This window comes from Marinobacter salsuginis (assembly GCF_009617755.1).
GTDB classification, from domain to species: domain Bacteria; phylum Pseudomonadota; class Gammaproteobacteria; order Pseudomonadales; family Oleiphilaceae; genus Marinobacter; species Marinobacter salsuginis.
In genome coordinates this window covers 1,882,881-1,905,069 of record NZ_BGZH01000001.1, presented here as the reverse complement: position 1 = coordinate 1,905,069, position 22,189 = coordinate 1,882,881, and the positions used below count along the sequence as shown (strand labels likewise).

The window sequence follows — 22,189 nt, the reverse complement described above, 5'->3', positions numbered from 1 at the left end:
GATGCAGGATCCGTCTCTGAACAGAACGGGAGAATCATCATGAAACGATTGTTGATCGGAAGCCTGATAACGGCCTTCCTGATGGGATCTGCTCCGGTGATGGCCGACGATGACCGCCGTGGTCACGGCTGGCAAAAGCACCATGAGCGGGGCAATGCCCTGCCGCCGGGCCAACAGAAAAAGTTCCTGCAGGCCCATTACCGCGACGACCGTTATGATCGGCATCATCACAAGCCCCGGCACCACAAGCAGCATAAGTGGGACCGAAAGTACCACGATCGCCACAGATATCATGCTGACAAGCGTCACTGGGGCAAGAAACACAAGCGCGATGTCTATCGTGACCGCTATGACCGCCGGCGTGACTGGCATCGCCACGATTCGGGCCATTACCGCATCAAGCTGGGCTACGGTGACGGATTGCCACCGGAGGCCAGGATCGGTCGGATCATTCACGACACTCATGTGCTAATCGAATCTTCCCGGCACTGAATGACGCCTCCCGGCCCCTGCGTTCCTGTTGCTCAGGGGCCGGATTGAATCCCCTGGGCGGTTCCCTGCGCCGGTGCTGCAACCCGATCAGCAGCAAGGGCACAACAATCATCAGGCTGCCCGCCAGGAACCACAGGTCGGGCACTTCCCCGAACCAGATCCAGCCAATCCCCACGGCCCAGATCAGACCAGTGTACTCGGCGCTGGTAACCTGGTTGGCATCCACCTGCCGGTAGGCCAGCAGCACGGTAATGTTGTAGCCCAGAATGAACAGCGCCGAGCCCATGGCGCCGATCAGGATGCCCGAATCCCATTCGGCACCTTCCCACCAGGCCAGGGCACCAGCCGCTGGCAGAATCAGCAGGTAGTTCAGGAACAGTTTGTGGACGGTGCTCTGCTGTTTCGGCAGTTTCCTCACCAGTACGGCGTTGATGGCCAGGGCAAAGGCTGAGGCGAGTGCCGCCACGGCCGCCCAGTTGAATTCCACCGGCCGAAGGATTAGCACGATGCCGGCAAAGCCGCTGAACACAGCGGTGACGCTCAGTGGAGTCAGCTTTTCCCGGAACAGGAACACCGAGAGCACCATGACCAGGATCGGCGCTGCATAGAACACGGCGTTGGCAGTCGCCAGGGGCAGGTTGCCCAGGGCGATCACCATGCACAGAATTCCAGCCAGGTGAACGTGAGCCCGGAAGGTGTGGATTTTCAGGCCGGCGAACAGGTTTTTCCGGTCCAGTTGTTTGGCCAGCGGTAAAAGGAAGGCCAGGGTGATCAGGCAGCGCAGGAAAGCAAACTGGAACACCGGGGCGCCGGGTTCAAGCAGTTTGATGAATACGTCAGAGATCAATGCCATGGCGTTGCCGATCACCAGCAGAAGGATGGCGCTGTTTACGGTTTTTCCTGACATGTTTTTCTCCTCAATTCCTGAACTTTGGGTGCATGAGCCCGGTCAGCAAATGGCTTCCGAAAACCGCTGCGAGTACGTCCATGTACGCTTGCTCCTCGCCTTCCATGGCTCCGAGCATTTTCGGAAGCCATTTGCTGCCCGAGCTCCCCTAACTGGCTCAGGCATTCTATTTGGGCTTTAATATCCGATAAAATGATCATTATTCACGACCTATTAGAAAATTAGATAATGAAGCTGCCACCCCTGAAAGCCCTGCCCGTATTTGAAGCCGTTGCCCGTCTCAACAGCTTTTCCCTTGCTGCCGAAGAGCTGGCGGTGAGCCAGAGTGCGGTCAGTCACCAGATAAAACAGCTGGAAACCTATCTGGGGGAGCAGTTGTTCTGGCGCAGTGGGCGAACGCTGTCGTTGACCGATGAGGGGCGGCAGTATCTGGATGCAGTCAGCTCGGCGCTGCTGCAGATTGAGCGGGCCAGTGAGCAGTTGCTGGGCCATGAGGAGTCCTTGCTGCGGCTGTCGGTGTTCAGCTCATTTGCTGTTCGGTGGTTGGTGCCCAGGTTGCCGGATCTGAAGCGGTTGCATCCTCAGCTGGATCTGTCGCTGGAAATGAGCAGTCAGAATCCGGTGTTGTCGGATCGGGTGGCGGATTGCTTTGTTACCGTTAAACCCACGTCGCCGGCGTTCAGCTATGAGCTGCTTTACGAGGAGCGTCTGTTCCCGGTGTGCAGTCAGGACTATTGGCAGAAGATTCGTCGGGAACTGGACTTGGAGGAAGTGGCTGGTGACCCGTCATCGGTCTCGTTGACGCCGGAAATGGTGGCGGAGTTTCCGTTGTTATCGACCTACAGTATCTATGACCGGCAGGGCGGGGACTGGGAAGCCTGGTACCGCGAGGCGGGCCTGGAGCTGCCCCGATCGAGCCGTTTGCTGCATTCAAGCCATATGCTGCTGTCGCTTGAAGCCGCGCGCTTTCACCAGGGAATCGCATTGACCAACGATTACATGCTCAGTACCCGGAAGGATTCCAGCGACTTCGTGCGCTTGCCCTGCCATTCCGTCATGACGGGCGATATTTTCTATTTTGCATGGAAAACCAGCCGGCGCCGTGAACGAGGGATTCAGCTCCTTCGCCGGTGGCTGGTCGCAGAGGCGATCAGTTCTGGTTTGCGTCCGGAAGCTATACCTCAGTAAATTGCCCGGCGAACAGAGCTTTTGTTCTGTCAGGGAACGCAAGCCGAAGACTCAGCGTGTAGACACAAAGATCTCGTATGCTGGCCATCCAGTTTAAATGAACGCAATCCATGCCCGAGAGGAGCAAGCTATTCATGTTTAAAACTCTATCCGCTGTCGCAATGGTGCTGCTGTTCGGTGCGACCATGCCTGTAAACGCTGGCAACCATAGCGATGCATTGCCGCCCGGACTGCAGAAGAAGGTGGAGCAGGGCAAGCCGCTGCCTCCGGGCTGGCAGAAAAAGCTGGATATTGGCCGCGGCGACCGTTTGCATCGTGAGCTATACGATTACGGCGATGTTCGCGATATCGGCGATGGACGGGCAGAAGTGAGAGTGGAAGACCGCATCTATACGGTCATCAAGGACACTCGGGAAATCATCGACATCCTCGATCAGTAAAGATTCAGTCTCTACTCCCAGGTTTATCCGGCGCCTTCGGGCTGAAGGCGCACCGGTCCGGTTTGATGTCCAGTAAGGGCGTTTCGTCCAGACAGTCCAGGCCGCGCACAACCAGCGTTCCTTTTTCGATGCGAACCAGTTTAACCATGGAGGTGCCGATCGGGTTGGGCCGAACCGGCGATCGCAGGGCAAAGGTGCCAAACGTCTGGCCATCGCTTATAGGGCTTTGCCGGATCAGATCCCGGCGGCTCTGGTCGAGCCAGTAGAGCACTTCGATGGTGTCATAGTTTTCAAGGCCCTCCAGGGCCTGGTGCCAGACCGGGTCCAGTACCAGCTGACATTCGGGGCCGTCGAGCTTGCCCTGGCGCGGGCAGTCTTTGCGGTCGCGCCAGGGCGTGCGGATGGTGCCGATGAAGCGAAGCGAGGCATCGGAGGCCGGTTCAAGTTCCACGGCCTCCTCGTTGGGTCGCAGATCTCCGGGGTCGGTCATGGGCTGATCTGCACCTTATTTCTCTTCCCGTGGCGGACGTTCGACGACCTTGCGCTTACCTTTGGCGCACCTTGAAAGCGCCTTCAGGCCATCGGCGTCGAACGCATCCACGCGGATCACATCGTAGAGTGCCTCCAGTGCTTCCAGCAGCTTGTCGCACTCGTCTGCCTTGACCACGCCCTGGGCGCAGGCCCAGTCCACCAGTTCCTTGCGCTGATGCCCCATGAGCAGGTCAATGCCGCCCAGTTCGTCCTCATCGCGGTTGCGCATGGCATCGTGGAGCCGGTGACGCATATCCGCCGTTTCGTTCGCCAGCTTGTAGGCATTCAATACGCGGCCGAGCGGGTCGTCCGGATCCATGGTGGTGTAGGCGCCGCGACTGATGCGCTGGCGTACCGGGGTGTCCTTGACGATGGATTCCGCGACCTTTGCGCCGAGCTTGTCATCCGGACCGTTCAGGCCGGTGGCGCCCAGCGGGAACACCAGCAGGCGCAGGGGCCAGCGCAGGGCCGGTACCGGGAAGTTGATGATGGCCTCGCGCATGGAGTCCTGGAGGTCTCTCAGGCAGGTCTTCAGGCACCATTCCACCAGCGGCCGCTGGTCGTCCGGGTAGCCTTCCTCATGCCACTGTTTGATGACGGCGGTGGCGTAGTAAAGCTGTACCAGGCAGTCGGCCATCCGGCCGGAGAGCCGCTGGCGGGCCTTGAGGCCGCCGCCAACGGTCAGCAGGGTAACATCGGTCATCAGGGCGAACGCCGCCGAGAACCGGGCCAGTTGCCGGTAACAGAGCTTGATATCGCCCTGCCGTGGCACAGATTCAATCCAGCCTCGGGTAAGCCCCAGTAGCAATGCTCGCAGGGCGTTACGGGTGGTGTGGGCCAGGTGGCGATAGAAGATACCGTCGAATTTCTTGGCCGCTTTGTCCTCGTCTTCCATGCCCGCGGCTTCGATTTCTTCAACAATGAACGGGTGGCAGCGGATGGACCCCTGGCCAAAGATCATCAGGCTCCGGGTTAGGATATTGGCGCCTTCCACGGTGATACCGATGGGCACTGCCTGGTAGGCCCGGGCCAGGAAGTTGCGGGGCCCGGTGATCACGCCCCGACCGGCGACCACATCCATGGCGTGGTTGATGACTTCCCGCATCAGGTCGGTATTGCGGTATTTCAGCACGGCAGAGGGCACCGACGGGCGCACGCCCCGGTCCAGCATGCCGGAGGTCAGCAGCCGGGCTGCGTCCATCATGTAGGTGTAGCCGGCGATGGGCTCCAGGGCTTCCTGCACACCCTCAAACTGGCTGATGGTACGGCCGAACTGTTCCCGGGTGTAGGAATATGAACCGGTGGCCAGGCTGGCCACCTTGCCGGCTCCGGTGCCGAGGGCGGGAAGGGAGATGGAGCGGCCGATGGAGAGGCATTCCAGCAGCATGGTCCAGCCCTTGCCGAGCATGTCCTGGCCACCGATCACCTGTTCCATGGGGATAAACACATCGTTGCCCCAGGTCGGGCCATTCATGAACACGGTGTTCATAGGCAGGTGGCGGGCACCGGCGTTGACGCCCTCGGTGTCCCTTGGTACCAGCACGCAGGTAACGCCGATCTCGTCAGACTCACCCAGCAGCTTGTCCGGGTCGTAGACCTTGATGGCCAGGCCGATCAGTGTCGCCACCGGGGCCAGGGTGATGTAGCGCTTGTTCCAGGTGACTTTCAGCCCCAGCACTTCCTTGCCGTTCCACTGGCCCTTGCAGACGATGCCCTTGTCCGGAATGGCGCCGGCGTCGGAGCCGGCCACTGGCGAAGTCAGTGCGAAACAGGGAATCTCGTCGCCGCCGGCCAGTCTGGGCAAGTAGTGCTGTTTCTGCTCATCAGTGCCGTAATGCATCAGCAACTCACCGGGGCCGAGGGAGTTGGGCACCATCACGGTAACCGCTGCGGACACGCTCCGGGTGGAAATCTTCATCACGATTTCGGAATGGGCGGTGTTCGAGAAACCCAGGCCGCCGTCTTCTTTTGGAATCACCAGACCGAAAAAACCGTTCTCACGGATAAATTTCCAGACCTTGTCCGGCAGGTCGTACTGTTCGTGGGTGATTTTCCAGTCGTCGAGCATGGCGCAGAGCTTCTCCACCGGGCCGTCCAGAAAGGCCTGCTCTTCGCTGGTCAGATGCGCGGGCTTAGCGTCCAGCAGCTTGTTCCATTTTGGCTTGCCGGAGAAGAGTTCGCCGTCCCAATCCACCGAGCCGGATTTCAGGGCTTCAGCTTCGGTGTCGGAAAGTTTCGGGAGCCGGCTGCGAACCCAGCCAAGCAGGGGGCGGCTGAGCTTGTCGAGGCGCAAATCGCCGGGAATCACCAGTATCAGCGCCAGGGCCAGCAGAACGCCGCCGCACAGAATGCTGATCAGGTGCCATCCATCCTGGAACAGGCCCACAACGGTGGCAATGGACATGACGGCAGCGGCTGTGCTGCCCCCTATACCCAGATAGATCAGCACCAGGGCGCTGACCAGCAGGAGAAGAACACTCATGGGGAGACCTCCGTATCGTGAATGCAATCGCTCAGAATCAACTTTAACCATCGGTCAAAGTCCATGCGGTTGCAAGGGGTTCCGGGGCGGTATGTAAAGATTGATTGCAGTAATGAAAAGTCTTGTCAAAAAACCGGGCTGAAGACGTTATTGATTGATCCAGACTGCAACTTTTAGAGAGCACATAGCTTCATTCAATAAAAAGTGTCCGGAGTGTAAACATGTTTGGCCAGCTCACCGTTGCGAAACGCCTCGCCCTTGGCTTTGGTCTGATTCTGTCCCTGGTCATTGCGGTCAGTTTGATTGGCAACCAGCGGGTCGGTTTTATCGACCGGACCCTCACCGACGTGGGCGATGGCGCTGCCGTAAAACAGCGATACGCGATCAATTTTCGCGGCAGTGTCCACGATCGGGCCATCGCCATCCGCGATGCGGTGCTGGTGGAAAACGACCGGGATCTGCAACGGCATCTCGCCGACATCGAGCGGCTGAAAGCGTTTTACCGGGATTCCGCGGGCCCGATGGATGCCATGTTCCGGGAAGAAGGCGCAACCAGCCGGGAAAAGGAACTGCTAGCCGCGATCAAAGAGATAGAGCTCAGGGCCCTGACTCTGACCGATGAGCTCCTCGATCTCAGACTGGCCGGCAACATCGACCGGGCCCGGTCGTTTCTGCTCAGCGATGTGTCCGGCGCTTACTCTGAGTGGCTGAAGCGAGTGAACGCCTTTATCGATTACCAGGAAGACGTGGTCACCACCGGCGTGGATGAAGTACGAGAGGTCGCCAGTACATTCAATGTGTTGAACCTGTCAGTGACCGGACTTGCGGTGGTTCTCGGTGCTCTGGTAGCCCTGGTGATCATCCGCCGATTGAAGAAGATTCTTGGCGGTGAGCCGGAGGATGTTGCAACAGCCATTCGCCATCTGGCTGATGGAGAGCTGGATCAGGATATTCAAACCCGATATCCCGACAGCGTGATGGGCGCGTTGCAGGATACAGTTGAGCGACTGGGCGGCATTATCCGGGAAGTCCGGTCGGCGGCCGAAGAGCTATCCAGTTCTTCGTCTGAACTTGAAAACACCTCGGACAACAACAGCCAGCAGATCCGTCTGCAGGCCAGCGAGGCGGAACAGATGGCTACGGCCGTGAACCAGATGGCGGCCACGGTGAACGAAGTGGCCGGATTCGCCGCCAGCGCTGCAACCGCCACCCAGAAAGCCGATACCGAAGTAGAAAGTGGCAATCGCGTGGTGCAGGAAACGGCTGCTTCCATCGGAGAGCTGGCCGAGACCCTGGAGCAGGCAACCCGGACCGTACAGCGGGTGTCGGAGGACAGTGCGAACATCGAGAAGATCATCGAGGTGATCAACGCCATCGCCGAACAGACCAACCTGCTGGCCCTGAATGCTGCAATCGAGGCGGCCCGGGCCGGTACACATGGCCGGGGCTTCGCCGTTGTTGCCGACGAAGTCCGTTCCCTGGCATCCCGGACCCAGGATTCCACCCGGGAAATTCAGGAAATGGTTGGAAACCTCCAGGCCGGTGCAGGCGAGGCGACCGAGGTTATGGAAAGCAGCCGGGAACTGGCGCGCACCACGGTAGACAAGACCAGTGAGGCGGAGGCTGCCCTGGCCAGAATCCGCAGCGAGGTCGGCGCCATCAACGACATGAACGCTCAGATTGCCAGTGCGTCGGAAGAGCAGAGTTCCGTGGCGGAAGAGGTTAATCGCAATATCAGCCGCATTCACGATGCCACGGTGGAAACTTCAGCCGGCTCTGAGCAGGTGGCCGGGGCCAGCCGGGATCTGGCGGTGCTGGCCGGGCAACTGCGTTCCCGGGTCAGTGTGTTCCGGTTTAAAGGCTGAGCCCGCAGATCAACAGCGCCAGGGTTGCCAGCAGCACCGCGACGTTGATTCCCAGGAGGGTATTCAGCTGTACTGGGTTGGCGAGCGCACCTGGCAGTTTGACACTTACCCAGATCGCTGCCGGCAGAGGCGCAAGGGCAAGAGTGGCCCACACCGGCAACCAGCCGATCCAGATTGCAGCCTCGAGAAGGCCGTAGCTGCTCAGTAACAGGAGCGCTACCAGGCGGGCCGCGGCTGGCTGCCCCAGGGTAATAACCAGATGCCGACGGCCGACTTTCCGGTCGGCGTCTGCATCCGGAATCTGATTGATCAGCAGCAATTCGCTGACCAGCAAAAGGCCGATGGCAGACACAGTCACGGCAGTTACATCCAACCGTGCCCCCAGGGCGATCAGGCTGCCGAGAATCATGACCGGGCCGAAGCCCAGCCCCGGAGCCAGCAGGCAAATCAGCGGAGAACGGGTAATCCAGCGGGTGTACGTGAGCACCAGTGCCACGCCGGCGGCGCCTAACACCAGCATGGGCAGGCCCCGGAGCCAGAGGAAGTAGAGGCCAATGGCTATCACCAGTCCCAGGGTGCCAAACGCGGCCAGCAAAACCTGTCTGGCGGCCGAGGGCACTTCCGGCAAGGCCCCACTGCCGCCGGAGAACGGGGTGCGGCGGGTCATCAGATCCAGCCCGGAGGTAAAGTCCTCGTATTCGTTGAGCAGATTGACGGCGGCATGAGCCAGCAGGGCGCCAATCAGAACCAGGAGAGTATTGATCAGGGTGGGTGGTTCGCCCTGGTGCCAGGCTACCGCCACGCCAAGGCCGGCGCACAGGGGTGCGAGGACCAGAAAATTGGGTCGGGAGGCGCGCACCACCGCAACGGTTTCAGACATCCGTTCTTTCCTCAGCTAACAGAGCCGTTCACCGGGCAGGCGTTCACACGTAGCCCGCGGCAAACACCAGGCCCAGCACAACGGGCATCACCACCAGACTGCCCAGGTTGCTTAATAATACCAGCGAGGCGACCGTGTGTGGCTCCTGACGATACTGTTCCGCCACCATGTAATTGAGCACCGCCGGAGGCAAGGCTGCGAATACCCAGAGCGCTGCCACCTGCAACCCGGGAAGATCGAGAATCGCAATCATTGGCCAGGCCAGTAGCAGGCCGCTGGCAGGGCAGGCAATGGCCCCCAGCATGCCCATTTTCCAGTCGCTGAAATCGATATCCAGCATGCGCACACCGAGGGCAAAGAGCATCAGCGGAATGCACACACCACCGAGCATGTTCAGGGTTTCCAGCAGCCACTCTGGCAAATGCACGCCGCCGAGATTGACCGACAGCCCGGCAATACTGGCAAAGACAATGGGCAGCTTAAGGCGTTTTATGATGGAGGTATGGGGGTCGAGCATGTACAACCCCACCGAAAAGTGCAGCAGCATTTCCACGATGAACAGCACGATGGCCGCCGGCAGGGCCTCATCACCGAAGGCCAGAACCAGCAGCGGAATGCCCATGTTACCGGAATTGTTGAACATCATCGGTGGCAGGAAGGTCTTCAGGTTCAGCTTCAGAACCTTGGCCAGTGGATACAGGACAATCCCCGATCCGAGTACAACCACCGTGGCGGCCAATGCCAGCCTGGCATACTCCTGCAGCGGGGCCTGCTGGTCTGCGAGCACGGCAAAGACCAGCATGGGAACAAACAGCTCCATGTTGAGTACGTTCAGCCCCTGGATGTCGGGCGTCCGATAGCGACCGTACAGGGCGCCGCAACCGGCGATGAGGAATACCGGCAACATGGTGGACAGGATCTGGCCAATCATTGAAAAGGCTCCGGGAGAAAATTCGGCATTGTTATTGGATAAACCGTTAGGTTCGCAAGTATTGCACTGCCTGGGCAAGTGTTTATCGACGATGTTCGACCAAAGCCGGATATGAACACAATGACGACATCTCTGGACGACAGTTGCGATGGTCGCACGGGCCCACCACAATATCGTTTTTTACCACGTTATCTGCCCTGGAGAGTGCCCGTGTCCAGCCCGTTTGATCACCCCGTTCGCCGGGAACATACCTGTTCCGTCAAATTTGATGCCCGCAAGGCGGTATTTGGCACCGAGGATGTGATTCCGGTCTGGGTAGCCGATATGGATTTCGCGGCACCGGAGGCTGTCACCCAGGCGTTGGCGGAGAGGGCCAAACATCCGGTCTATGGCTACACGCTGTTTCCGGACAGTCTATACCAGTCGATGATTGACTGGTTCGCCAGTCGCCATGCCTGGGAAATCCAGCGAGAGTGGATACTGATGGCGCCCGGCGTGGTGCCCTCGATCAACGCGGCCTGCATGGCTTACGCCGGGCCCGGTGAGGGGGTCATCATCCAGCCCCCGGTCTACCCGCCGTTTTTCAGTTCGGTGCGGCACAGTGGCCGGGTGGTGATCGAGAACCCGCTGGTGCCGGAAGATCCGGATACCGGAGATACGGGTCATTACCGCATGGATCTGGATCACCTGGAGCAGTGTGCGGCCCGCCCCGATGCCCGAATTCTGCTGCTGTGTTCGCCCCATAACCCGGTTGGCCGGGTCTGGTCGGAGGAGGAACTGGGGGCGGTTCTCGATATAGCGCGACGACACCAGCTGGTGGTGGTGTCCGACGAGATCCATTGCGACCTGACGTTCCCTGATAAACCTCGCCACACGATGCTGGCCAACCTGGCAGGCCCTGACGACGCACTGGTCACGGCAGTCGCACCCAGCAAGAGTTTCAATATGCCCGGATTGGGGCTGTCAGCCCTTGTGATCCCCGATGCGGACCGACGCAAGGCGATGAAGACAGTGTTCGAGTCCATGCATCTGCCCCAGTGCAATCCGTTCAGTATTGCCGGGTTCGAGGCCGGCTATCGCCACGGCGGCCCGTGGCTGGACGACCTGATGGTCTATTTGCAGGCAAACCGGGACTATGTGGTGGAGGCTGTTGGTCAGCGACTGCCTGGCATTCGCGTATCCGCTCCCGAGGGTACCTACCTCATGTGGCTGGATTGTCGCGAGCTGGGCCTGGACGATGCGGGCCTGAAACGCTTTTTCGTCCGGCAAGCCGGGGTGGGCATGAACCCCGGAATCTCCTTCGGCGACCCGGGCAGCGGCTTTATGCGCCTGAATATCGGCTGCCCGCGGTCGGTTCTGGAAGAGGTTGTCGGCCGGATAGAAGCGGCTCTCTGACTACTGGCCAGGAGGGTTACTGTCGCTCCATGGAACAGTGATCCTCCACCAGTTTCCAGCGCGGAGGCTTGTTCATGCCGGGCATATCGCCATTGGTTGGCCGAATGGCCTCCCAGATCTGACCGCCATGGGTAGCGAGGCTGCCAACCGTGTAGCTTTTGGAGAAGAGCCATGGGTCGGGCCGGACGCACATGCCGGAAGCCGTCTCGCCCCGCTTGCTCTTGCCGGCAGTCTGGCTGGTACCGGCCTCGGGTCCCTGTTGACCTTCTTCGGTCTGGGACTGTTCAACCGCTTGCTTACGGCCCTCGCAGTCCGGCACAGAATCCAGCTCTTTCCAGTCGAAGGTAATGCCTGGCTCCAGCCCCTGATGCAGTTCGCGGGATTCGTACCAGTTGCCCTTGTGAAACACTGCGGAGCCTGCCGGGTAGTAGCGGCTGGGTACCCACTTGGACTCTTCAGGATCGCAGGGTTCTGCGGCAGCCGGCAAAGACAGGCCGGCGGCCAGAAGGACCAGAACCAGGCAAAAGAAGCTGTGAGCGTTTCCTGGGATAGATCTAATCATTGGGGTCTCCTTTTGCTGACTGTTCTGGGGTTGGGTAGTGGGTGCGTTTTCGGGTCTGCGTGGCCAGCACCAGCCCGGCAAGAATCAGCGCACCTCCAATAATGTGAAACAGCCCGAGGGATTCGGCCAGGAAAATGCTCGCCAGAATCGAGGCGAAGACAGGCGTCAGGTACATGAAGATGGCCGCTCGGGCCGGGCCAATTTTATGCACACCATGATTCCAGAATCCATAGGCCAGGATCCCCGGGAAGATTGCGAAATACAGGAGTGGCAGTGCCGTGCTCCGGGAAAGCTCGAAGCCACCGGAAAAGAAAATCAGATCGGTCAGGTAGAACGGCAGTACAACCAGGGTTCCCAGAAGGATCTGCGTGGTCAGAAAGGTCAACGCAGGCAGAGGCACGGCCTGTCGCCGCAACAGCACTGAAAACAGTCCCCAACTGAATACCGCCGCCACCATGATCAGATCCCCCGGCTGGGCTTCAAGGCTGGTCAGCACCGAGAGGTCACCGCGGGCGATTACGGTAACGATGCCTGTAATGGCCAGGGCTATCCCGAAGGCCTGGATCGGACGGGTGCGGTCCCCGAGCAGAATCCACGCCAGCAGTGCGACGAAAATGGGAATGGTGGCGTTGATCAGGGCAATATTGGTGGCGGTGGTTGTGGTGGCCGCCAGATACAGCAGAGTATTGAACGCGCCAACACTGAAAGTCGCCAGGGCCAGCATGGAGCCGAAGCGCTGACGGATAACCTCGCGGTGGCGCCAGATTCCCGGAAGCCCGAAAGGCAGCAGGATAGCCAGGGCGATAACCCAGCGCCAGAACGACATGGAGAGTGGCGGTATGCTCTCTACCGTGCCCCGGGCCACAACCGCGTTGCCGGCCCAGAACAGGGGTGTAAGAACCAGGCCAATGTAGGCCAGGCCGGGAATACGTGACAAGACTCCGGCGTTCTCGGAAGACACAAAGGCTCCTGTGGGGTTGGTGGTGCCCGAAAAAAGCCTAGCATACTACTCTCCGGGAACTTCTGCCTCCGTACCAATGTGGTAGGCGGCGAAACCGGCCATCACCACCTGATCCACGGCCATGCCGATAACCCGGCCATCGCTGGTGGACCGAATCGGGTGCTGGGCATTGGTGATCGGGTCGGAGACGTAACCGAGAATTTCCCCTTCCGACACGTTTGCCCCCAGCTCGATTTCGCTGAACAGGATTCCGCCGTGGTCCGCGCGGATCCAGTCGGAATCGTAATAGACCGGTTCCGGATCGCCCCAGACGAACATCCGGGAGATCATGCCCTGGCGTTCCATCAGGCTGGTCAGGCTGTTCACGCCGGCGCTGATCTGGTGTTGCTGGATGCGGTGAGACTCGCCGGCTTCCAGGGTGACTGTTCGAATCCCGGCTTCCACAGCCGCCGTGCGCAGCATGCCTGCCGAACCTGTGCTGTGCACCACTGCCATGCGATCAAAGCCGCGAGTGAATTCCGCCACGTCCGGGTTGTTCATGTCGGCACGAAGTTGCGGCAGGTTGGTGCGCTTCAGTGAGCCGGTGTGGATGTCCACCAGCATGTCGCACTTGCGAATCACGTTCTCGAACAGCGAATGGGCAATGCGGTCGGCCAGGCTGCCGTCGGGGCTGCCCGGGAAATGCCGGTTGAGATCGCGACGATCGGGCAGATACCGGCTGCCCTGCTGGAACCCCGGCAGGTTCACGATCGGCACACCCACCACCGTGCCCGACAGTTTTTCGGGGTTCAGGTCATACATGGTCTGGCGGATGATCTCGATGCCATTCAACTCATCCCCGTGGATGGCGCCGGTGAGGCACAGGGTGGGGCCGGCGTTGATGCCGTTGACCACCAGAACCGGGGTTGTCTGGGACAGGCCGGCAATCTGGATGCCGGGTGTCCACGCCAGGCGGGTAGAGGTGCCAGGCATGACATCGTTGTCGAGCAGGGTAAACACCTTGCCCTCGCGAATCTCGGGTTGCGGCTCGGGTTCAGCCAACGCTTCCGTTGCCATGACCTCGGATTCGGCAGCGTCCGCATCGGTTTCAGGCGGCGCAGAGGTCTGCGCCTCGGGTGGTGGCGCTACCTCTTTCAGATCGATGTTCGGAGCCACCTTGCGGGAAGCTGATGAGGGGGTATCAACACCGGCACCGCCCCGTGAGGTTTTTGGTTTCGGCGCTTTTTCTTTCTGTCCGTCCCGCTGCAGCGGAGCCGAATGCTCGACATCCTCGACGCTCTCGTCTTCGGCCAGCTCCGCAATCAGCACCTCGGATTTTTTGCCGGCTTCTTTCGAATCGGTTTCGGCAAACAGGGGGGCCGAGAGCCAGGGAATAACCAGGGCAATCAGCAGGGTCCGGTGGGACGGTTTTTGAAGCCGCTCAAACAGCATATTTCCTCACGGTTCGTCAGTGTGCGCTCAAGGATAGAGTGCCTCTGGCGGTCATGAATACTGCTGTGACAAAGGTTTAATGCCACTTTCATGAAATCCGGGCAAGTGATATCGGCAATAGTTATACGCCGCAAAAGCGATCAACTATATGGTTATTTTGCGAAATCCGGTGTGCTTTCGTTACTGCCGCGTTAGCTGTCGTGTACGGCGTGCCACAGGTCGTGCTCCCGGAACGCCCGGTGCTCGGCCTCCAGTTTCAGCAAATGCGCCAGTGCTGATCGCGCCGCAAGGCCATGGATGGCGGCCGGAACATCGTCATAGGCTTTCGCTGTGAGGGTTTTCAGATCCACTGGAGCCAGGGCCTCCAGCGCCCGGGCCACCTTGTGCTCACGGGACAATCGATGGGTAATCAGGAAATCGATCACGGCCTCGGGCTGCCCCATCAGGAAACCGTGTGCTGGCGCAATGTAACGAACGGACTCGGCCAGCAACTCGTACAGCGACTCGATATACGCCTTCATGTCGCCGTCCGGCGGATTAATCACCACCGTTGAACCCTGCATGATGTGATCGCCGGAAAACAGCAGCTTCTGCTCGGTCAGCAGAAAACACAGGTGGTTCGACGCATGGCCCGGGGTATGCAGCACCTTCAGAATCCCGGCCTCGGTCACAATCAGATCGCCGTGCTCCGGCTCATCGTCGGCACGGAAGGTCTGGTCTTGCCCCGCACCTTCGGGCGCCGGCCAACCGAACACCCGGCAGCCTGTGCGCTCTTTCAGGGCGGCTACGGCCGGCGAATGGTCCTGATGCGTGTGAGTCACCAGAACCTGATCAACCACGCCACCGGTCACCTCCAGAATCCGCTCGATATGAGACTCGTTGGCGGGACCTGGATCAATCACCGTGAAACGCTCATGGCCCAGGATATAGGTGTTGGTGCCCGGCCCCGTCATCATGCCCGGATTGGGCGCCGTCAGCCGTATCACCCGGGCCGCAACCTCAACCGGTTCACCAGGAATAATCTCTGCCCGGGTTGAGCCTTCACCTTCCGGATCCAGCTTCGCCGCCTCATCATAGGCTGGCGCCCCCGGTTCCAGAGTCACCGCCTTGCCCTTTTTCAGGGCCGGCCAGGGCTGACTCGGGTAGGGCTCCGGCGGATTGGCATGGGCGTAGCGCATCAGCGCCTCAGCGGTGTCGAAATCACTGAGCACCCGCAGCGTCCGGATCGTCGGCAACCCCAGCAACCGCTGGCCATTCCGATGATCCTCAAGGGCCTGCTCCGGGCGAATCCAGACATGATCAATGGTCTCCACCCCGTCGTGACCGGCCAGTTGACCTTCCGGCGCGGGCGTCACAAAAAACCGCGTATCGAAACGCCGTGGCGGCCCCGGCGGCGTGATCCAGTGGCCAAGGTAAGCCAGCCTGTCCAGCGGAATTGCCAACCCATACTTTTCACACAGATTGGCCAGAGAAAGCTCGCCGTCGAACACCGACTTCCGGTCAGCGTGAACAGGATGATCGCCGGATATGGGATTCCCCTGTTTATCCACGGCAACTAGAACCCCGGACTCCTCAAAACATTCCCGAACCGCCGCCAGCATATAGTCCGCGCCGCCTTCATCGACGCTCATGATCTGACTGATCTCGGCGTCTCCGGCCCCGATCACATGCTCCTGGCCATGAGTCTCGTCTTCCTCGACCCGCCCGCCAGGAAACACAAAATAGCCGGGCATGAACACTGCGTCCCAAGTGCGTTGCAGCAACAGGACCTCAAGGCCATCGGAAGTATCACGAACCAGAACCAGTGTGGCAGCAGGACGAATTTCCATAAGACTCCATCTTCAAATATTTATTGCCAGTGCGCGGGAGTGATACGAACGATGGCAGGGAAGGGCTTTCCAAAACTGTCTGTCGCCAGGGATGGCGACAGTCAAGCGTCACATGGACGTGCCGCAAGGAGCGTGTTTTGGAAAGCCCTTCCCTGCCGTCGCTCCACCAAAACCAACGGCGCGGAGATCTCATAGCAAGATAACCGATTTGGGACGGGGCGTCTTGAGATGAACACTAAAGTCGAACAGCGTATGATTCGCCCCAGGATACGAAACGAAAACAGGAACCCCCGTGGCCCGAATCAAACTCTCCTTCCCGGACGACGTCTTCTGCTTCGAAACCAGAATGCCGGTAAGAATCACCGACATCAACGGCGCCAACCACCTCGGCAACGACGCCCTGATCTCCATGCTGTCCGAAGCCCGGGCCCAGTTCCTGGTCAGTTATGGCATCCAGGAAGCCAGCAAGGATGGCACCGGCATCATCGTCACCGACCTGGCCACCATGTATCAGTCCGAATCCTTCTTTCCGGAAATGCTCAGGTTTGAAGTAGGCGTTATGGACTTCAACAAGTATGGCGGGGATTTCGTATTCCGGGTTACCAAGGCCGAAAGCGGCCAGCCCGTGGCCCTGGCGAAATACGGCTTCGTCTTCTTCAACTACCACCGCAAAGAAGTGGTGCCAATACCCGAAAGCTTCCGTTCACGCTTTGCCTGAGGCCACCTCGGCCTTCAAGCGCGCCATGCCGGACCGGTAAAAGCTGTACGCCATGGCGCCGGCAAACAGATTGCCGACCAGCGCACCACTCATCAGGCCATAGATGCCATTGATCTGGCTGCCCAGCCAGAGCAGAGGCAGGAAGCACAGAAACAGGCGCAGGGTGGACACCAGCAGGGCCCGCATTGCCAGCCCCAGGGCATTGCACACCGACACCATCAGCATACACACGCCCAGACCGCTGTAACTGAGTGGCACCCGCAACAGATAACCGGCCAGAACCTCCTGAACGTCACCGTCGCTGGAGAACAGCTCGGACACCAATCCGGATGCCACCACCCAGGCCAGGCCAATGGCCAATTGCCAGACCACCACGAAACGCACGGCCAGACGAACCAGCTTCCGGATCTGCTCGATATCGCCAGCCCCCAGCATGCGGCCAATCATCGGCGGCATCGACATGGTCAGTGCCAGTACCACCACAATCGAGAAGAATTCCAGGCGGGTGCCCAGGCCCCAGGCGGCCACCGAGGCCGAGCCGAATCCCGCTACCAGGGCCGTCGCAAGCATCGCGGAAACCGCCGGCATCAGTTGGCTGACCATGGCCGGCGCCATGATGCCGTTGAGCTGTTTCAGGGCCTTCCAGAGCGCAAGCTCCTGAAGATCGAACCGAACCCAGTGGCGTTTCAGGAGCTTCGGGTAGATCACCAGGCAGCCGATACCAAAAGAGGTAATGGTGGCCCAGGCGGCACCGGGCAGGCCCCAGCCGAAAACGAAAATGTACAGCGGGTCCAGGGCGATGTTGGTAAGGCTGGTAGCCACCATCATGTACCCGGGCAATTTGGTGTCGCCATGGGACCGGCAAACGCTGTAGCCAAAATACAGGAACGCGCCGGTCCAGGCGGCCATCAGCCAGGGCACCCAGTACTGGCGGATCAATGGCAGCAGTGATTCCTCCGCGCCCAGGGCTGTCATGATGTGCTCCTGCAGAAACCACAGGGCCACGCAGATGACGAAAACGAGGCTGCCGCCAACGGTGATGATCAGCCCGCCCAGGCGATAGGCTCGAAGCTCATCGCCGGCACCCAATGTGCGGGAGACGATCGCCGTGGTGGCAATACCCAGACCCACTTGAAGGCCGATGATCAGTTGCTGCATCGGCAGGGTAAAGCCCAGGGCCGCCAGCGGATCCCGACCCAGTTGACCCACGAAGGCACTGTCGGCCAGCTGGAAGGTCATCAGGGACAGTACCCCGAAGAGCATGGGCCAGGTCATGCTGTAGAGCTGGCGGGCCAGGGATGGGTTCTGGGTGGTGGTCTGCACGGGGCGTCAGGGGCCTTTGGTTAGGATTCGGGCTTTGTGCGGGGATTCTAACAGGTCCTGGCTTGGGTGTTAGCAGGCCCTTCGGCGCGGCTTTGGGTGCATTCAGCCAGATGGGGGCGACTTTCTGAAACACGCTGTAAATACTTCCGTGTACGCTCGGCTCCGCCATCCCTGGCTCCGCACGGTTTCAGAAAGTCGCCCCCATCCGGCTGCCCCGGCAATTGGCGGTTAAGCCAACCGCTCGGTTTTGGAGAAAACGATCAAAGTGCCTTCAAGGCCGCATCGTAATCCGGCTCGTTCTTGATCTCATCAACCAGCTGGCTATGGATTACCTTGTTGTTTTCATCCAGTACAACCACCGCCCGGGCGCAGAGACCGGCAAGGGGGCCGTCCTGGATGGCGACGCCGTAATCCTGCTGGAAGCTGTAGTTCCGGAAGGTGGAGAGGGTTTCGACGTTTTTCAGGCCTTCAGCGCCGCAGAAACGGGCGGCCGCGAAGGGCAGATCGGCGGAGACGACGAGTACCACGGTGTTGTCCAGGCTGCCGGCTTTTTCGTTGAACTTCCGGGTAGACGCGGCGCAGACGCCGGTGTCGATGCTGGGGATGATGTTCAGGATCTTGCGCTTGCCGGCCCAGTTGTCGAGTTTGACTTCTTCCAGGCCGCTGTTGGTCAGGGTAAAGGGAGGCGCGTTGTCGCCTGTTTCGGGAAATTTGCCGCTCAGTTCAATGGGATTGCCGTCCAGGTTAACGCTGCTCATAGTCTTTGCTCCTCGGTGTCTGGTTTAGAGTGTTAAGTACTCTGTGTAGACCACTTTGGATGATTTTGCCTTAATTGCCGGTCGCGCCTTGTGGCTCGAAACCTTTCGCAGGATAACGCTGAACCAGCACCAGATAACAGCCCATGGCGATTGCGGCGCAGGCTGCAATGATCAGGGCCATGACCAGAGAGGTGCCATCGTGCAGGTGGCCCACCAGCATACCGGCGACGGCCGCAACGGCCATCTGGGTGAAGCCGAACAGGGCAGAAGCGGAGCCCGCCATGCTCGGGAAGTTGGCCAGGGCACCGGCCATGGTCTGGGGCAGCACCATCCCGGTTCCGATCATGAACAGGGCCTGGGGCAGGATCACCGCCCAGACGTTGAACACTTCACTCAGTGCCAGCACGGCCATCAGACTGCCACCAGCCACGGCAATGATTAGTCCCCGCATCAGGATCTGGTCCGGCAACAGGCGACGGCCGAGACGGACGGCAGTCAGGTTTCCTACGATGTACCCGGCCACCATGCACGCAAAGTAAAGACCGAACTGCTCGGTTGGCACGCCCAGGAAATCGATCAGGACGAACGAAGAACCAGACAGGAAGGCGAACAGACCGGAAAAAATCAGCGCATTGGTCAGGGTGTAGCCCACGAAGCTGATGTCCTTCGAGATAGTCCGATAGTTCCGCAGCAGACTGCAGGGCTTCAAAGATTGCCGATGTTCCGGGCGCATGGGCTCGGGAATGCCGAAGGCCACTACCAACGCCATGACCAGGGCATAGCCACCCAACGCCAGGAACACAGAAGCCCAGCCAAGGCTGGCGGTTAGTAGACCACCAATGGTCGGCGCCACGGCCGGCGCCAGGGCCATGATGCTGGCCAGAATTGCCAGGATCTTCGCGGCTTCGCGGGGCGTGTAAATATCTCGAATCGCCGCCCTACCCAGAACCGGCCCGGCAGAACCACCAAGCGCTTGCAGAAAACGGCACAGGATCAGGGTTTCAATATTGGTCGCCAGGGCACAGCCAATACTGGCAATGGCGAACAGCACAAAACCGCCAATCATGATCGGCTTGCGACCAAAACGGTCGGCCAACGGACCGCAAATCAGCTGAGCAATGGCAAACCCCACCAAATAAAGACTCAGCGTCAGCTGAACCTGATCGGTACCGGTGCCGAAGTCTGAACCGATTTGTGGCAGCGCCGGCAGATACATATCCGTCGCCAGCGGCCCAAGGGCCACAGCGGCGGCGAGAAGTATCGTTGTCCAGACACTGGTTAAAGTCAGCATGGTTTTCCTGATGTGTTATCTCAAAAAGTCCAACAGCCCTACCCGACCCGGCCGACACGGGAGTAAACGCAGTCTAGGGCAGAAGGAGATGGAAGATAACGGCAAGAAGGCTCATACAACCTATGAGCAAAACTAATTGATTAACTTTTCAGACCGTTGAGCGTAGCGGCCACGGCATTCACCTGATTGCGCAGCCACTTGTGGGCAGGGTCATTCTGATTGCGGCGATGCCACAGCATAAGCAAGGTGAACGGCTTGAAATCAAAGGGCAGGGGAACCCAGGCGAAGTCGCGAAGTAAGTGTTTGCTCATGCCTTCAGGCGCCGTCGCCAGCATGTCGGTACCCCGCAGAAACTCAGGCAGACCCGAAAAATTGGACACCGTCACCACATTGCGACGAACCAGTCCACGCGCCTCAATCGCGGTTTCCACAGTGGGTTTCTCACCGGTAGCGAACAACAGGGCGATGTGGTCTGCCTTCAGGTATTCCGGCAGATCCACTGGCGGTTTCCGGTATTCAGGGTCATAGAACACCACCATCCGGTCGGCCATCAGACCCCGCTGCATAATGTCCGTCGCCTCCGGCGCGTGGGGCGAAATCACCAGATCGCATACATCCTTCCGCAACAGGTCAGCCCGGGGAATGCCAGAAGGAATAACCTGCAGACTGATACCCGGGGCCTCTTGCCGCAACGTACGTACGAGACCGGGCAGCAGAAGATCCCGCTGGTAGTCATTGGCGGCAATCGTGAACGTAAACTCGGCCGTGGCCGGACTGAACGGAGGGCCAGAAGACAGCGACTGCAGGTCGTCCAGAATCTGGCGAACATGGGGGCCCGCCTGGAGTGCGTAGCGGGTTGGCACAATGCCCCGCCCCGACTTCACGAACAGCGGATCGCCCAATGCCTGGCGGAGGCGTTCCAGGGTGTGACTCACCGCGGACTGGGTAACGCCTAGCCGAATCGCAGCGCGGGACACGCTGCCTTCATCGAGCACTGCCAGAAACGTGCTCAGGGCCCGGAAATCCAGGTTGAATGTATCAATCGGGTTCATGAATGGCAGTGTAACCCGATGTCCTCGGTGGCGCTACGGCTCCTCGGCTGAAGCGTGTGTACGAATAAATGCCCCAATCGCCTCTGCCAGATCATCGAACCAGGGGTTGTAGGTCAACCGGCTGGTGTATACCGGGCGTTCCGTGTCGTGCCAGGCACTGAACCAGAGGTCTTGCTCCGGCAGCTGGCGGCAACCCTCGAGGGAAATATTGTTCGGTTCCAGGCAGCGTTGCAGCGGCGCCCCCAGACCATAGAGCTCATTGTCAGGCGAGATCAGCAGGGATTGATGAGAGAATTCCAGAATATTGGCATCAGGCAGGTAGCTGTTCATAAACCGGATGCGTTCATCAGCCTGTGCGTCGGGCCAGGGGGTTCGGCTATCCCGAAAAATCATCATGGCGTTCCCGGGCTGGCGGAACCGTTCCCGGAACTGCGTGACCAGATAATCGAGGTTGATCACCGAGTCGGCCTCTGTCGCAGCCAGGAACAACGGCATATCAATATTTTCCTGTTGGACGATGCGGCCCTGAGCTGACGAGATAACATCGCCGATCTGACTGCCGGCGTTAAACGAAAACGACTCGTATTTTACCGGGTTCAGCTCCGGCTCTTTCTCCACAAAGTCACCAAACACGTCGGCAATTGGCGCCAACCAGAGGTAGTCCCGAAGACCGTTGAGCTGCCAGGCGGGTGCGACCGCAACCAGGCCCTCCGGTCTGGGCCCGGTTTTCGAAAGGGCATAATCCGTGGCCAGAGCACCACCCAGTGAAAAGCCCCCAATAAACGCCAGGTCCACCTCCTTCGACAGGGCGACGAAGTGATTGCGCACCTGCTCACGCCACACATCGGCACTGGCCGTCACCATATCGCCGGGCCGTGTACCGTGCCCCTGCAGCAACAGGGTCCGCACCTCAATGCATTCATCAGCCAGGTAACGGCTCAGATCCCGGAACACAAAGGGCGAATCGCTCAGGCCGTGAATCAACAACAGCCCGGTGCGATCGCCCGAACTACAGTTTGCCCCCGGTTTCATCCGGTAGGGCAGATTCCACAGCACCTGCTGCTCCCGATCAAACCCCTCCACCGGAACCAGATTGGTATCGACATAGGCATTGGCAGATTCGACATAGCGGTCGAAATCGGACATGGGTTCG

General features: G+C 59.7%; 20 protein-coding genes. 6 read left to right on the top strand and 14 right to left on the bottom strand.

Annotated features, from left to right (window positions below; genetic code table 11):
• Window positions 1-39: 39 nt before the first annotated feature.
• Window positions 40-492, top strand: a complete 453-nt coding sequence (locus GJU83_RS08725; protein ID WP_153634111.1) for a hypothetical protein — start codon at window positions 40-42, stop codon at window positions 490-492.
• Here GJU83_RS08725 and GJU83_RS08720 read toward each other — a convergent pair.
• Window positions 449-1,399, bottom strand: a complete 951-nt coding sequence (locus GJU83_RS08720) for a DMT family transporter (RefSeq protein ID WP_153634110.1) — start codon at window positions 1,397-1,399, stop codon at window positions 449-451. The two genes, GJU83_RS08725 and GJU83_RS08720, sit on opposite strands and share 44 nt — an antisense overlap.
• Window positions 1,400-1,627: 228 nt before the next feature.
• On the opposite strand from GJU83_RS08720, the gene GJU83_RS08715 reads away from it, so the two are divergent.
• Together GJU83_RS08715 and GJU83_RS19205 are read left to right on the top strand one after the other, a co-directional pair.
• Window positions 1,628-2,587: a LysR family transcriptional regulator gene (locus GJU83_RS08715; RefSeq protein ID WP_153634109.1), complete on the top strand. Its 960-nt coding sequence runs from the start codon at window positions 1,628-1,630 to the stop codon at window positions 2,585-2,587.
• Between the two features lie 134 nt (window positions 2,588-2,721).
• A complete protein-coding gene (locus GJU83_RS19205) occupies window positions 2,722-3,027 on the top strand; it encodes a hypothetical protein (protein WP_228715161.1) in 306 nt (101 codons plus the stop codon).
• A 4-nt stretch (window positions 3,028-3,031) separates the two neighbouring features.
• Here the strand turns inward: GJU83_RS19205 and tsaA are convergent, their stop codons facing one another.
• Together tsaA and GJU83_RS08700 are read right to left on the bottom strand one after the other, a co-directional pair.
• Window positions 3,032-3,517, bottom strand: a complete 486-nt coding sequence (gene tsaA / locus GJU83_RS08705; RefSeq protein WP_153634108.1) for a tRNA (N6-threonylcarbamoyladenosine(37)-N6)-methyltransferase TrmO — start codon at window positions 3,515-3,517, stop codon at window positions 3,032-3,034.
• A gap of 15 nt (window positions 3,518-3,532) precedes the next feature.
• Window positions 3,533-6,040, bottom strand: coding sequence for an acyl-CoA dehydrogenase (locus tag GJU83_RS08700; protein ID WP_153634107.1), 2,508 nt, complete (start codon window positions 6,038-6,040; stop codon window positions 3,533-3,535).
• A 221-nt stretch (window positions 6,041-6,261) separates the two neighbouring features.
• Between GJU83_RS08700 and GJU83_RS08695 the strand changes: the two genes are divergently transcribed.
• Complete coding sequence (locus GJU83_RS08695) at window positions 6,262-7,905, top strand: methyl-accepting chemotaxis protein (RefSeq protein WP_153634106.1); 1,644 nt, start codon at window positions 6,262-6,264, stop codon at window positions 7,903-7,905.
• Here the strand turns inward: GJU83_RS08695 and GJU83_RS08690 are convergent.
• Together GJU83_RS08690 and GJU83_RS08685 are read right to left on the bottom strand one after the other, a co-directional pair.
• Window positions 7,895-8,785 carry a prenyltransferase gene (locus GJU83_RS08690; protein ID WP_153634105.1) on the bottom strand — a complete coding sequence of 297 codons (891 nt, stop codon included), beginning with the start codon at window positions 8,783-8,785 and terminating at the stop codon, window positions 7,895-7,897. The genes GJU83_RS08695 and GJU83_RS08690 overlap by 11 nt on opposite strands.
• Window positions 8,786-8,828: 43 nt before the next feature.
• Complete coding sequence (locus GJU83_RS08685; protein ID WP_153634104.1) at window positions 8,829-9,716, bottom strand: AEC family transporter; 888 nt, start codon at window positions 9,714-9,716, stop codon at window positions 8,829-8,831.
• Window positions 9,717-9,926: 210 nt separating this feature from the next.
• On the opposite strand from GJU83_RS08685, the gene GJU83_RS08680 reads away from it, so the two are divergent.
• A complete protein-coding gene (locus GJU83_RS08680) occupies window positions 9,927-11,111 on the top strand; it encodes a MalY/PatB family protein (protein ID WP_153634103.1) in 1,185 nt (394 codons plus the stop codon).
• Between the two features lie 16 nt (window positions 11,112-11,127).
• Here the strand turns inward: GJU83_RS08680 and GJU83_RS08675 are convergent, their stop codons facing one another.
• From GJU83_RS08675 to GJU83_RS08660, 4 genes are all read right to left on the bottom strand, one after another.
• Window positions 11,128-11,673 (bottom strand): carbohydrate-binding protein, encoded by a 546-nt coding sequence (locus tag GJU83_RS08675; RefSeq protein ID WP_153634102.1) that lies wholly within the window; start codon window positions 11,671-11,673, stop codon window positions 11,128-11,130.
• Window positions 11,666-12,634 carry a DMT family transporter gene (locus GJU83_RS08670; RefSeq protein WP_153634101.1) on the bottom strand — a complete coding sequence of 323 codons (969 nt, stop codon included), beginning with the start codon at window positions 12,632-12,634 and terminating at the stop codon, window positions 11,666-11,668. The genes GJU83_RS08675 and GJU83_RS08670 overlap by 8 nt, the downstream gene beginning before the upstream one ends.
• 45 nt (window positions 12,635-12,679) lie before the next feature.
• Entirely contained in the window at window positions 12,680-14,065 is a 1,386-nt protein-coding gene (locus GJU83_RS08665) for a succinylglutamate desuccinylase/aspartoacylase family protein (protein ID WP_153634100.1), read from the bottom strand.
• Window positions 14,066-14,256: 191 nt separating this feature from the next.
• On the bottom strand, window positions 14,257-15,894 hold the full coding sequence (locus GJU83_RS08660; protein WP_069182315.1) for an MBL fold metallo-hydrolase: 1,638 nt from the start codon (window positions 15,892-15,894) through the stop codon (window positions 14,257-14,259).
• A 292-nt stretch (window positions 15,895-16,186) separates the two neighbouring features.
• Between GJU83_RS08660 and GJU83_RS08655 the strand changes: the two genes are divergently transcribed.
• Complete coding sequence (locus tag GJU83_RS08655; RefSeq protein WP_069182314.1) at window positions 16,187-16,612, top strand: thioesterase family protein; 426 nt, start codon at window positions 16,187-16,189, stop codon at window positions 16,610-16,612.
• On the opposite strand, the gene GJU83_RS08650 is transcribed toward GJU83_RS08655, so the two are convergent.
• From GJU83_RS08650 to GJU83_RS08630, 5 genes are all read right to left on the bottom strand, one after another.
• A complete protein-coding gene (locus tag GJU83_RS08650) occupies window positions 16,598-17,935 on the bottom strand; it encodes an MATE family efflux transporter (protein ID WP_227514432.1) in 1,338 nt (445 codons plus the stop codon). The two genes, GJU83_RS08655 and GJU83_RS08650, sit on opposite strands and share 15 nt — an antisense overlap.
• A 260-nt stretch (window positions 17,936-18,195) precedes the next feature.
• Complete coding sequence (gene tpx, locus GJU83_RS08645) at window positions 18,196-18,693, bottom strand: thiol peroxidase (RefSeq protein WP_069182313.1); 498 nt, start codon at window positions 18,691-18,693, stop codon at window positions 18,196-18,198.
• A 70-nt stretch (window positions 18,694-18,763) separates the two neighbouring features.
• The gene (locus tag GJU83_RS08640) at window positions 18,764-19,984 is read right to left on the bottom strand and encodes a Bcr/CflA family multidrug efflux MFS transporter (protein WP_069182312.1); all 1,221 of its coding nucleotides are present in this window, start codon (window positions 19,982-19,984) and stop codon (window positions 18,764-18,766) included.
• A 140-nt stretch (window positions 19,985-20,124) separates the two neighbouring features.
• Entirely contained in the window at window positions 20,125-21,036 is a 912-nt protein-coding gene (locus GJU83_RS08635; RefSeq protein ID WP_069182311.1) for a LysR family transcriptional regulator, read from the bottom strand.
• Window positions 21,037-21,069: 33 nt separating this feature from the next.
• Window positions 21,070-22,182, bottom strand: coding sequence for an alpha/beta hydrolase (locus tag GJU83_RS08630; RefSeq protein WP_228715160.1), 1,113 nt, complete (start codon window positions 22,180-22,182; stop codon window positions 21,070-21,072).
• Window positions 22,183-22,189: the final 7 nt, after the last annotated feature.

Coding starts and splice junctions, on each gene's coding strand:
- tsaA (WP_153634108.1), bottom strand. CDS start 3,517: ATGACCGACCCCGGAGATCTGCGACCCAACGAGGAGGCCGTGGAACTT.
- GJU83_RS08690 (WP_153634105.1), bottom strand. CDS start 8,785: ATGTCTGAAACCGTTGCGGTGGTGCGCGCCTCCCGACCCAATTTTCTG.
- GJU83_RS08660 (WP_069182315.1), bottom strand. CDS start 15,894: ATGGAAATTCGTCCTGCTGCCACACTGGTTCTGGTTCGTGATACTTCC.
- tpx (WP_069182313.1), bottom strand. CDS start 18,693: ATGAGCAGCGTTAACCTGGACGGCAATCCCATTGAACTGAGCGGCAAA.
- GJU83_RS08725 (WP_153634111.1), top strand. CDS start 40: ATGAAACGATTGTTGATCGGAAGCCTGATAACGGCCTTCCTGATGGGA.
- GJU83_RS08695 (WP_153634106.1), top strand. CDS start 6,262: ATGTTTGGCCAGCTCACCGTTGCGAAACGCCTCGCCCTTGGCTTTGGT.
- GJU83_RS08675 (WP_153634102.1), bottom strand. CDS start 11,673: ATGATTAGATCTATCCCAGGAAACGCTCACAGCTTCTTTTGCCTGGTT.
- GJU83_RS08685 (WP_153634104.1), bottom strand. CDS start 9,716: ATGATTGGCCAGATCCTGTCCACCATGTTGCCGGTATTCCTCATCGCC.
- GJU83_RS08700 (WP_153634107.1), bottom strand. CDS start 6,040: ATGAGTGTTCTTCTCCTGCTGGTCAGCGCCCTGGTGCTGATCTATCTG.
- GJU83_RS08635 (WP_069182311.1), bottom strand. CDS start 21,036: ATGAACCCGATTGATACATTCAACCTGGATTTCCGGGCCCTGAGCACG.
- GJU83_RS08640 (WP_069182312.1), bottom strand. CDS start 19,984: ATGCTGACTTTAACCAGTGTCTGGACAACGATACTTCTCGCCGCCGCT.
- GJU83_RS19205 (WP_228715161.1), top strand. CDS start 2,722: ATGTTTAAAACTCTATCCGCTGTCGCAATGGTGCTGCTGTTCGGTGCG.
- GJU83_RS08715 (WP_153634109.1), top strand. CDS start 1,628: ATGAAGCTGCCACCCCTGAAAGCCCTGCCCGTATTTGAAGCCGTTGCC.
- GJU83_RS08665 (WP_153634100.1), bottom strand. CDS start 14,065: ATGCTGTTTGAGCGGCTTCAAAAACCGTCCCACCGGACCCTGCTGATT.
- GJU83_RS08630 (WP_228715160.1), bottom strand. CDS start 22,182: ATGTCCGATTTCGACCGCTATGTCGAATCTGCCAATGCCTATGTCGAT.
- GJU83_RS08720 (WP_153634110.1), bottom strand. CDS start 1,399: ATGTCAGGAAAAACCGTAAACAGCGCCATCCTTCTGCTGGTGATCGGC.